The organism is Thermomonas sp. (genome assembly GCF_047606765.1).
In the GTDB taxonomy this organism is placed as follows: Bacteria; Pseudomonadota; Gammaproteobacteria; order Xanthomonadales; family Xanthomonadaceae; genus Thermomonas.
In genome coordinates this window covers 1-9,977 of record NZ_JASGED010000010.1, presented here as the reverse complement: position 1 = coordinate 9,977, position 9,977 = coordinate 1, and the positions used below count along the sequence as shown (strand labels likewise).

Sequence of the window (9,977 nt, the reverse complement as noted above, 5' to 3'; positions counted from 1 at the left end):
GCCGGAATCTAGCTCTTTGGTAAGTCATTGAAAAAGCTGGATCCCGGCTTTCGCCGGGATGACGTTTCGGGAGTTGTTCAGAGCTTCCCTAGTCGCAGCCTGCGCCCGGTTTTCTACGCGAACGCGGGCTCGAAGCCGTACTGCCCTGATGCGTCGGCGCGTACCCGATAGATGGCGGTATTCGGCATCTGCAATGCGCACATGTAGTCCCAGAATGCGCGCATGCCATCGGCGTCGTAGCTGTCACGGCCCTGCAACTTCCAGCCAAGCAGCCCGATCCAGCGCCCATGGCCGAATACCACGGTGCCGTCCTGCAATTCGCGCAGGTCGCGCTCGATGAAGCGCTGCACCCGTTCGCTGAACTCCGCGAAGGTTTCCGCGCGTGGCCCCATGCGTTCGTGCGGGTCGCCACGTTCCCAGAAGCTGCGCGAGATCGGGCGGCGCTGCTCGCCGGTCATGCCGCGCAGCAGGTCGGCGTCGATGTTGTGGAACTCGCGCAGTTCCGGGTTGGTGTCGATGCCAAGGCCGGTCAGCGCGGCATAGGCACGCGCGGTATCCATCGCACGCAGATAGGGCGATGCAACGATGCGCGAAGGTGACGCCGGCAAACGCTTGGCAACATGCAGCGCCTGCGCGTGACCCAACTCGGTCAGCGGGATCAGCGCATCGTCCATGGTGGGGCCACCAGCATTGGACTGGCTTTGCCCGTGGCGGACGAAAAGCACGGTGCGGCCTGTGCGGCTCATTTCTCGACGAAGGCCCGCTCGAACACGTATTCGCCCGCCGTGCCGATGCGCGGCGATGCGTTGAAGCCGCGTGCGTCGAGGATGGCGCGGAAGTCCGCGAGCATCGACGGACTGCCGCAGATCATCGCGCGGTCGTGCGCCGGGTCGAGTGCTTCGATGCCGAGGGCATCGGCGATGCGGCCCGTGTCCAGATGATCGGTGATGCGGCCGCGATGGTCGCGGCCCTTGTAGTCGAAGGCCTCGCGCGAGACCGCCGGGTAGTACAGCAGGCGGTCGCGGATGGTGTCGCCCAGCAGTTCGTGATGGGGCAGTTCGCGTTCGATGTAATCGCGGTAGGCCAGGTCTTCCACGCCTCGCACGCCGTGGCACAGCACCACTTTGTCGAAGCGCTCGTAGGTTTCCGGATCCTTGATGACCGACATCCACGGCGCAAAGCCGGTGCCGGTGCCCAGCAGGTACAGGTTGCGGCCCGGATGCAGGTCGGAGATCAGCAAGGTGCCGGTGGGCTTGCGCCCGATCAGGATGGTGTCGCCGGGCTGGATGTGTTGCAGGCGCGAGGTCAGCGGGCCGTCCTGCACCTTGATGCTGAAGAACTCCAGCTGTTCTTCCCAATTGGCGCTGGCAATGGAATACGCGCGCATCAACGGCTTGTGCGTGCCGTCGTGTTGCTCCACGGGAAGGCCAATCATCACGAACTGGCCGTTCTCGAAGCGGAAGCCATCGTCGCGGGTGGTGGTGAAGCTGAAGTAGGCGTCCGTCCAGTGGCGGACATCAAGCACCGTCTCGGTGCCGAAGGGCGAGGCCATGCGTGGGGAAGGCGAAGCGGAAGTCGGTGCGCATTTTACGCTGCGCGGCGGCTTCGGGTTTGATCCGGTGCAAGCCCCGGTTCAGCGCCTTGGTGGCACCAGCTTCAGCAATTGCCCGTCGGCTTCGTCGGTCAGCACGTACACCGCTCCGTCCGCGCCCACGCGCACGTCGCGGATGCGCTTGTCCAGATCGGTGAGCAAGCGTTCCTCGGCTTTGATCTTCTCGCGGTCCAGCGTCAGCCGGATCAGGCTGCGGCCGGCCAGCGCGCCCAGCAGCAGGCTCTCGTTCCATGCGCTGGCGGGATGGCCGGTGTAGAAGGCCATGCCGGACAGGGCAGGCGATTTTTCCCATACGTGGTAGGGCGGTTCCATGCCGGCTTTTGCTTCGCCTTCGGCTTCCGGGATTTTCAGGCCGGAATAGTTGATGCCATGGGTGATGATGGGCCAGCCGTAGTTCCTGCCGGCTTGCGGCAGGTTGATCTCGTCGCCACCGCGCGGGCCGTGTTCGCTCTGCCACAGTTTTCCGGTGCGCGGATCGACGGCCATGCCCTGCATGTTGCGATGGCCGTAGCTGAAGATTTCGTTGCGTGCGCTGCTGCGCGCGTAAAACGGGTTGTCCGTGGGGATGCTGCCGTCCATGTTCAGCCGCACCAGCTTGCCCTGCAGCACGGACAAGTCCTGCGCCATCGCGCGCTGGTTGCGCTCGCCCTGCGAAATGAAGACGTGCCCCTTGCCATCGAAGGCGATGCGCGAGCCGAAGTGGTTGCCGCCTTCCAGCTTCGGCGCTTGCCGGTAGATCACGCGCACATCAAGCAGTGCGGCATCGCCCAATGTGGCAGTGGCGACGGCAGTGCCGGCAGTATTGCCTTCGCCCGGCTCGGCGAAACTCAGCCAGATGCGCTTGTTGGCGGCGTAGTCCGGATCAAGCACGACATCCAGCAGGCCACCCTGACCTTCAGCGAATACGGCTGGAACGCCGGCGATGGGTGCGGACACCGTTCCATCGGCGGCAATGCGGCGCAACCGGCCGGGGCGTTCCGTGACAAGGAAGCCGCCCTCCGGCAGCAGGGCGACCGCCCATGGGTGTTCAAGGCCGCTGGCGATGGCTTGCACCTGCATTTGCCCGGCCTGCGTCTGCACCTGCTGCGCGGGCGAGGTGGCGGCAGCGGGTTGCGATGTGGATTGCGCGCAGGCGTTCAGGGCCAGCGACAGGGCGATGCAGAGCGATGGTTTGATGATGCGTTGCATGAGGGTTCCCTGTTTTTGCTCGTCATTCCGGTGTCGCGTCCAAGGAAGCTCTGAACAACTCCCGAAACGTCATCCCGGCGAAAGCCGGGATCCAGTTGTAGGTGCCGAGCTTGCTCGGCACACGCAAATGCGGAGCAAGCTCCGCATCTACCGTGGCGTGGGAATGTCAGCGATAGCCCGCCGCCTGCAATTCGAACAATTCGGCATAGCGTCCACCCTGCGCCATCAACTCGGCGTGAGTACCGCTGGCTTCCACCTTGCCATCGGCCAGTACCAGGATGCGGTCAGCCATGCGCACGCTGCTGAAACGGTGCGAGATCAGAACGGCGGTCTTGCCGTCGGACAGTTCCTTGAAGCGTTCGAACACTTCGAACTCGCTGCGCGCATCCAGCGCGGCGGTGGGTTCGTCAAGGATCATCACCTGCGCGTCGCGCATGTAGGCACGGGCAATCGCGATCTTCTGCCACTGGCCACCGGACAGGTCCATGCCGTCCTTGAAGCGCCTGCCGATCACCTGGTCGTAGCCCTTCGGCAGCGAGGCGATGACTTCATCGGCCATGCCCTTGTGCGCGGCGCGTTCGATGCGATCAAAGTCGTCCATCGCATCGATCTGGCCGACGCCGATGTTCTCCGCAGCGGTCAGGTGATAGCGCACGAAGTCCTGGAAAATGACGCCAGTGCTGGCGCGCAGGTTATCCAGGTCGTAGTCCTTCAGGTCGCGTCCGTCCAGCAGGATGCGGCCCTCGTCCGGGTCGTACAGCCGCGCCAGCAGTTTCACCAGCGTGGTCTTGCCCGCACCGTTTTCGCCGACCAGCGCCAGCACCTCGCCGGCGTGCAGTTCGAAGCTCAGGCCGCGCAGCGCCCAGCGTTCGCTGCCTTCGTAGCGGAAGCCGACGTTTTCGAACACGAAGCCGCTGCGGATCGGGTCGGGCACGGGCAGGGCATTCGGCTTGCTGGCGATTTCCGGTTTGATTTCGAAGAACGAATACAGGTCATCCAGATACAGGGCCTGGCTTGCGACCTGCGAAAAGCCGCTGAGCAGGCTTTCCAGCAACTGCCGCAGGCGGCGGAAGCTGCCGGCAAGGAAGGTCAAATCGCCGATGGAGAAATCCCCGCGCACCGTGCGCCATGCGATGTAGCCGTAGGCGATGTAGTAACCCAGCGTGCCCAGCGCCGCCAGCAGCGTGCCCCACAACGCGCGCCTGCCCGCCAGCTTGCGGTTGGCTTCGAAGAACTTCCACGACAGCACGCGGAAGCGTTCGATGAAGAAGCGGTTGAGGTTGAAGATCTTGACCTCTTTCGCGGTTTCCACGCTGGCGCCCATCTGCCGCAGGTATTCCAGCTGGCGGCGTTCCGGCGTCCACTGGAAGTTGAGCGAGTAGTTCAGCGCATTGAAATGCGATTCGCCGACGAAGGCCGGGATCAGCGCCACCGCCAGCAGCACCATCAGCCACGGCGCGTAGGCCAGCAGGCCGATGGCGAAACTCACCACGGTGATCGCGTCTTGCGCCTGCCCGAACAACTGGCCCATCAGGTTCATCCGGCCCATGGTCTGCCGGCGGGCGCGGTCGAGCTTGTCCTGCAGGTCGGCGTCCTCGAAATCCTCCAGATCAAGCAGCGCCGCATGCTCCATCAGGCGGATGCTGGTGGCATTGGTGAACAGTTCGGACAGCACAGTATCGACGTAGCTGGTCAGCCGGCCCAGCAGGTCGGAGCCGATGGCAAGGCCGAACTCGATGGCGAGCAGGGTGAGCAGGTGATTGAGCGCGCCGGAATGCCACGCATCCAGCAACTCGTGCGCCACGCCCAGCCCGATCAGGCGCACCGCTTCGTCGATGATGAGCTTGCCGACGTACAAGGTGGCAATCGGCAGGAAGGCGCGCACCAGCCGCAGGCCGATGGACGCCAGCGTCAGCAGCTTGCTGGTGCCCCAGATTTCGCGCAGGAACGGCGGGATGTTGCGCATCGCGCCGAAGCGCTGGCGCATGTTGAGTTGTTGCGGGGGCAGGGGTGGCGGCATTGCGGGGTCGGCGGGTTGGGCGGCAAGGCCCTAAAATACCCGTTCGGCATCCCCCCGCCAGCCCAAGAGCCAGCCGTGACCCACGCAACCCGCACGATCCAGCAGGAAGACCTGATCCAGAGCGTCGCCGACGCGCTGCAGTACATCAGCTATTACCACCCGGTCGATTACATCAAGAGCCTTGCCGCTGCCTATGAGCGCGAGCAATCGCCAGCGGCCAAGGACGCGATGGCGCAGATCCTCATCAACTCGCGGATGTGCGCAGAGGGCCATCGCCCGATCTGCCAGGACACCGGCATCGTCACCGTGTTCCTTGATGTGGGCATGGACGTGCGCTGGGCCGGCTTCACCGGCTCGCTGGAAGATGCGGTGAACGAAGGCGTGCGCCGCGCCTACAACCACCCGGACAACAAACTGCGCGCCAGCGTGCTGGCCGACCCGGCCGGCAAGCGGCTGAACACGAAGGACAACACGCCTGCCGTCATCAACGTGAAGATCGTGCCGGGCAACACGCTGGACGTGATCGTCGCGGCCAAGGGCGGCGGTTCGGAAGCCAAGTCCAAGTTCGCAATGCTCAATCCCTCCGATTCCATTGTCGATTGGGTGCTCAAGACCGTGCCGACGATGGGCGCGGGCTGGTGCCCGCCGGGCATGCTTGGCATCGGCATTGGCGGCACCGCGGAGAAGGCGATGCTGCTGGCGAAGGAATCGCTGATGGAGCACATCGACATCCAGGAACTGATCGCGCGCGGGCCGTCGAACCGCGTCGAGGAACTGCGCATCGAACTGTTCGAGAAGGTCAACGCGCTGGGCATCGGCGCGCAGGGGCTGGGTGGCCTGACCACGGTGCTCGACATCAAGATCAAGGACTATCCGACCCACGCCGCCAACCTGCCGGTGGCGATGATCCCCAACTGCGCCGCCACCCGCCATGCGCATTTCACGCTGGATGGCAGCGGGCCGGTGGCGCTGGAGCCGCCGTCGCTGGAGGACTGGCCCAAGCTGACCTACAGCCCGCAGAACGCGCGCCGCGTCGATCTGGACACGATCACCAAGGAAGAGGTCGCCAGCTTCAAGCCGGGCGACGTGCTGCTGCTCAATGGCAAGATGCTCACCGGGCGCGATGCCGCCCACAAGCGCATCGTTGACATGCTCAACAAGGGCGAGCCGCTGCCGGTCGATCTGGCGGGCCGCTTCATCTACTACGTTGGCCCGGTTGATCCGGTGCGCGATGAAGTGGTTGGCCCTGCCGGCCCGACCACGGCCACGCGCATGGACAAGTTCACCGAGCAGGTGCTGGCGCAAACCGGCTTGCTGGGCATGATCGGCAAGGCCGAGCGTGGCCCGGCGGCGCTGGAAGCGATCCGCAAGCACCAGTCCGTCTATCTGATGGCGGTCGGTGGCTCGGCTTACCTCGTGTCGAAGGCGATCAAGGCGGCGAAGGTCGTCGGCTTTGCCGACCTTGGCATGGAGGCGATCTACGAGTTCGAAGTGAAAGACATGCCGGTGACGGTGGCGGTCGATTCAAACGGCGTATCGGTTCACGAGACCGGCCCGCGCGAATGGAAAGCGAAGATCGCCGGCATTCCGGTAGTGGTGGAGCCGGCATGAGCATCGTCCTGTACGGAGCGCAGAGCACGGCATCGCTGGTCGTGCATTGGCTGTTGATCGAGCTTGGCATCGCGCACGAGCTGCGCCAGCTTGATCTAGGCAGGCGCGAGCAGAAATCGCCGGAATACCTTGCGCTCAATCCGCAGGGCCGGGTGCCCACGCTGTTGATCGACGGGCAGGTGCTGACCGAATCCGTCGCCATCGCCATGCAGCTGGCCGACCTGCACCCCGAAGCCGGGCTTGCGCCCGCGCCGAGCACGCCTGCACGCGGCGACTACTACCGCTGGATGCTGTTCTGCGCGAACACGCTGCAGCCGGCCTATCGCGACTGGTTCTATCCGCAGGAACCGGCGGGTGAAGCCAACATCGATGCGGCGAAGGCGCAGGCACGCGCGAAGATCGAAGCCGCGTGGCAGCAGGTGTCCGATCATCTTGCAGCCCATGGCCCGTACCTGCTGGGCCAGCGCCGCAGCGCCGCCGATTTCATGCTGACCATGCTGATGCGCTGGTCGCGCCACATGCCGCGCCCCACCGATGGCTGGCCCGTGCTGGCCGCGCATGCGGCGTGGATGAAGGCGCTGCCCTCGTTCGCGGAAACCTATCGCCGCGAAGGTATCTCCGACTGGGTGTGAGGGCGCTGGCGCAGCGGCCTAGTCCGCAGTGCCCTTGCTGCTCAGCAGGTCGTGTCCTTCATCCGCCGCACGCGCATGCGCCAGTTGCGCATCGATGTCGCGGTTGACCGAGGTGTCCGCATCGCTGCCGTGTGGCGGTTCGGCGTGTTCGCGCGCAGGTGCCACGGCGCTGGCGTGACGTTCGGTGATGACGTGCCAAGTGGTGCGTGGGCCTTCGATGCCGGCATGCGCCAGTGCGGACTTGACCACCCGGATCGCCTCGCTGCGCACCTTGCCCAGGTCATTTTCGCGCTGGTCGATCCAGCCGAAGAAGCGCAGCGCGATGCCGTTTGGCGAGAACTCCTGCACCACCCATGACGGCCCGGGATCGGGCAGCACGCCTTCGACCTTCGCGATCTGCGCAATCGCCAGCGACTGCGCCGCACGGATCGATTGGCTGCCGTCGATGGTGATGGTGAAGTCGAAGCGTCGCTTCGGGTTGCGGCTCTGGTTCAGCAGCACCGACTTGAACACCAGGCTGTTGGGCAGTTGCAGGTGGCTGCCGTCGCTGGTCATCAGGATGGTGGCGCGGCTGGTCAGCGCGATCACCTTGCCTTCGTGCGAATCGATCAGCACCGAGTCACCCGGCGCAAACGGTTTGCGGATGCTGAGCAGCACGCCGGCAATGTAGTTCTCGGCGATGTCCTTGAAGGCGAAGCCCAGCACCAGCCCGACCACGCCGGCGGAGCCAAGCACCGCGCCGACCAGCGAGGTGGCACCCAGCATGTCCAGCGCGACCAGCACGCCGGCCAGCCCGATCAGCGCACGCACGGTGCTGCGCAGCAGGCCGTCCATGTACGGATTGGCACGGCTGATCCGGCGCAGGACGTGCATGCGCCGGCTGACCACGCCGCCCAGCCACAGCGAGAACAGCACGATCAGGATCGCCACCAGCAGCAGCGGCGCATTGACGACCAGATGCACCAGCTTGGATTGCAATTCGTCCATCGCGTGGCTGAAGCGTTCCGCGAGGGTGGTGGCGGCGAGGTGTCCGGGATCGGTGGCGGGCATGTGATCGATGCGGGAAGTGAGAGGGAGTGAGGTCAGAACCACCATGCCAGCGCGAACAGGCCCAGCATCATGCAGGCCAGCGCGATCTTCAGCACGGCGCCAAACAGGATACCCAGCCATGTTCCGATGCCGATCTTCGCGGCCTGCCCGAAGTCGTCGCGCTGCAGGCTGCGCCGATGCAGCAATTCCCCGCACAGCGCACCCGCGAACGGGCCAAGCAGCAGCCCAACCGGGCCAAAAAACAGGCCGGCCAGGGTGCCGAGCATCGCGCCGAGCACCGCCAGCCGGCTGGCACCCACGCGCTTGGCACCCAGCGCGGTGGCCCACAGGTCGATCACCAGCGAAAGCAGGGTCAGCAGGCCCAGCAGCAGCAACCAGCCCCAGTGGATGTGCTGGAAGCCGTCCGTCCATGCCGCCAGCAGCAGGCCGGCGAACAGCAGCGGCAGGCCGGGCAGGGCCGGCAGCACGGTACCGGCCAGCCCGACCAGGACAAGGATGGCCGCGATCGCGTAGAGCAGGGTATTCGGATCCATGGGCGTGCCGATATGGGATGCAGGCATTCTGCCGGATCGGTACGCAGCGTGACCGTGATGACGCGGCGGGGATTCAGAAATGCGAAAGCCGCCCGCAGGCGGCTTTCGGCGGTGTCGCGATGCGTGCCGGTTTGCGGCCGTCGAGTTCTCAGCCCTTGAAGTCCTGATGGCAGCCCTTGCACGTCTCGCCGATGGACTTCATCGTCGCGCCCACGCCCTCGCAGCTCAGCGGCGGGTTGGCGATGGCCTTGTCGGTGGCCGCGCGCATCGCCGAGGTGGCTGCCTGGAAGCGCTCGTCATCGGCAAGGCCGGGGAAGGCGGCATCCAGGTCATTCGCGGCCAGACGCAGGGCCTGCAGATGCGGCAGCACGTCGGTGGGATTGCAGCGGTTCTTCTCCATGTCGCCCTTCAACTGGCCCATGTGCCACTGCTGCACATGCATCAGCGCATGCGGGAACGGATCACGGCGTTCGTTGAGTGCGCGCAGGATCATCACGGTGGCAACAACGCCCAGCACCAGCCCGAGGATCAGCATGAACAGGTAGCGCCCGGCATTGGATTTGCGGGTGGCGGGAGCGGACGGGGTTGCGGGATCGGGTGTGGACATGGCGGCTCCGTGGCGTGAAGGGCTGGGGAGTGGATCAAGGTGATGGTGGCACAGGTGACCGGCATGGGACAGATACCACCGTCATTCCGGCGAAAGCCGGAATCCAGTTTTTCATTGATCCGTCACACAAGAGCTGGATTCCGGCTTTCGCCGGAATGACGAAGCCGAATTCGCCTCACCACCCCATGTGGTGCCCGCCATTGATGTCGAGGTTGGTGCCGGTGATCCAGCTGGCCTGCTCGTCGGCCAAAAAGCCCACGCCGTAGGCGATTTCCTCCGGCGTGCCGAGGCGGCCAGTGGGGATGTCGGCGACGATCTTGGCGCGCACTTCTTCCGGCACCGCCATCACCATGTCGGTGGCGATGTAGCCCGGCGAGATGGTGTTCACGGTCACGCCGTTGCGCGCGTTCTCGCGTGCCAGCGAAATGGTGAAGCCGTGCATGCCGGCCTTCGCCGCCGCGTAGTTGGCCTGCCCGTACTGGCCCTTGAGGCCGTTGATCGAACTGATCTGGATGACCCGGCCCCACTTGCGGTCACGCATGCCTTCGATCACCGGGCGGGTCACGTTGAACACCGAATTGAGATTGGTGTTGATCACGTCCGTCCACTGGTCGGCCTTCATCTTGTGGAAGGTGCCGTCGCGGGTGATGCCGGCGTTGTTGACCAGGATATCGATGGGGCCAAGCGTGGCTTCGACTTCGCGCACCATCGCCTCGGCTTCGGC

At 65.0% G+C, this 9,977-nt stretch carries 10 protein-coding genes; 2 read left to right on the top strand and 8 right to left on the bottom strand.

Annotation, left to right across the window (positions count from 1 at the left end):
• Positions 1-113: 113 nt before the first annotated feature.
• The 4 genes from QM612_RS01010 to QM612_RS00995 all read right to left on the bottom strand — a co-directional run bounded on the left by QM612_RS01010 (position 114) and on the right by QM612_RS00995 (position 4,820).
• Entirely contained in the window at positions 114-746 is a 633-nt protein-coding gene (locus QM612_RS01010) for a histidine phosphatase family protein (protein WP_415252036.1), read from the bottom strand.
• The gene (locus QM612_RS01005) at positions 743-1,552 is read right to left on the bottom strand and encodes a ferredoxin--NADP reductase (protein WP_415252035.1); all 810 of its coding nucleotides are present in this window, start codon (positions 1,550-1,552) and stop codon (positions 743-745) included. Before QM612_RS01005 ends, QM612_RS01010 begins: the two co-directional genes overlap by 4 nt.
• Before the next feature lie 81 nt (positions 1,553-1,633).
• Positions 1,634-2,800 (bottom strand): PQQ-dependent sugar dehydrogenase, encoded by a 1,167-nt coding sequence (locus tag QM612_RS01000; protein ID WP_415252034.1) that lies wholly within the window; start codon positions 2,798-2,800, stop codon positions 1,634-1,636.
• A gap of 166 nt (positions 2,801-2,966) precedes the next feature.
• Positions 2,967-4,820, bottom strand: coding sequence for an ABC transporter ATP-binding protein (locus QM612_RS00995; protein ID WP_415252033.1), 1,854 nt, complete (start codon positions 4,818-4,820; stop codon positions 2,967-2,969).
• 75 nt (positions 4,821-4,895) lie between these two features.
• Between QM612_RS00995 and QM612_RS00990 the strand changes: the two genes are divergently transcribed.
• Both QM612_RS00990 and QM612_RS00985 read left to right on the top strand, forming a co-directional pair.
• Positions 4,896-6,431: a fumarate hydratase gene (locus QM612_RS00990; protein WP_415252032.1), complete on the top strand. Its 1,536-nt coding sequence runs from the start codon at positions 4,896-4,898 to the stop codon at positions 6,429-6,431.
• Entirely contained in the window at positions 6,428-7,063 is a 636-nt protein-coding gene (locus QM612_RS00985; protein WP_415252031.1) for a glutathione S-transferase family protein, read from the top strand. The genes QM612_RS00990 and QM612_RS00985 overlap by 4 nt, the downstream gene beginning before the upstream one ends.
• 18 nt (positions 7,064-7,081) lie before the next feature.
• Here QM612_RS00985 and QM612_RS00980 read toward each other — a convergent pair whose 3' ends face one another.
• The 4 genes from QM612_RS00980 to phbB form a co-directional block, all read right to left on the bottom strand.
• Positions 7,082-8,113 (bottom strand): mechanosensitive ion channel family protein, encoded by a 1,032-nt coding sequence (locus QM612_RS00980; protein ID WP_415252030.1) that lies wholly within the window; start codon positions 8,111-8,113, stop codon positions 7,082-7,084.
• Between the two features lie 32 nt (positions 8,114-8,145).
• Positions 8,146-8,646 (bottom strand): DUF456 domain-containing protein, encoded by a 501-nt coding sequence (locus QM612_RS00975; protein ID WP_415252029.1) that lies wholly within the window; start codon positions 8,644-8,646, stop codon positions 8,146-8,148.
• A 148-nt stretch (positions 8,647-8,794) separates the two neighbouring features.
• Positions 8,795-9,253 (bottom strand): cytochrome c, encoded by a 459-nt coding sequence (locus tag QM612_RS00970; protein ID WP_415252028.1) that lies wholly within the window; start codon positions 9,251-9,253, stop codon positions 8,795-8,797.
• Positions 9,254-9,428: 175 nt separating this feature from the next.
• On the bottom strand, positions 9,429-9,977 hold a 549-nt coding region (gene phbB, locus QM612_RS00965; protein WP_415252027.1), incomplete at its 5' end, for an acetoacetyl-CoA reductase.

Excerpts from the sequence above, each read along its gene's own strand:
- QM612_RS01010 (WP_415252036.1), bottom strand. The coding sequence starts at position 746 with ATGAGCCGCACAGGCCGCACCGTGCTTTTCGTCCGCCACGGGCAAAGC.
- QM612_RS01005 (WP_415252035.1), bottom strand. The coding sequence starts at position 1,552 with ATGGCCTCGCCCTTCGGCACCGAGACGGTGCTTGATGTCCGCCACTGG.
- QM612_RS01000 (WP_415252034.1), bottom strand. The coding sequence starts at position 2,800 with ATGCAACGCATCATCAAACCATCGCTCTGCATCGCCCTGTCGCTGGCC.
- QM612_RS00995 (WP_415252033.1), bottom strand. The coding sequence starts at position 4,820 with ATGCCGCCACCCCTGCCCCCGCAACAACTCAACATGCGCCAGCGCTTC.
- QM612_RS00985 (WP_415252031.1), top strand. The coding sequence starts at position 6,428 with ATGAGCATCGTCCTGTACGGAGCGCAGAGCACGGCATCGCTGGTCGTG.
- QM612_RS00980 (WP_415252030.1), bottom strand. The coding sequence starts at position 8,113 with ATGCCCGCCACCGATCCCGGACACCTCGCCGCCACCACCCTCGCGGAA.
- QM612_RS00975 (WP_415252029.1), bottom strand. The coding sequence starts at position 8,646 with ATGGATCCGAATACCCTGCTCTACGCGATCGCGGCCATCCTTGTCCTG.
- QM612_RS00970 (WP_415252028.1), bottom strand. The coding sequence starts at position 9,253 with ATGTCCACACCCGATCCCGCAACCCCGTCCGCTCCCGCCACCCGCAAA.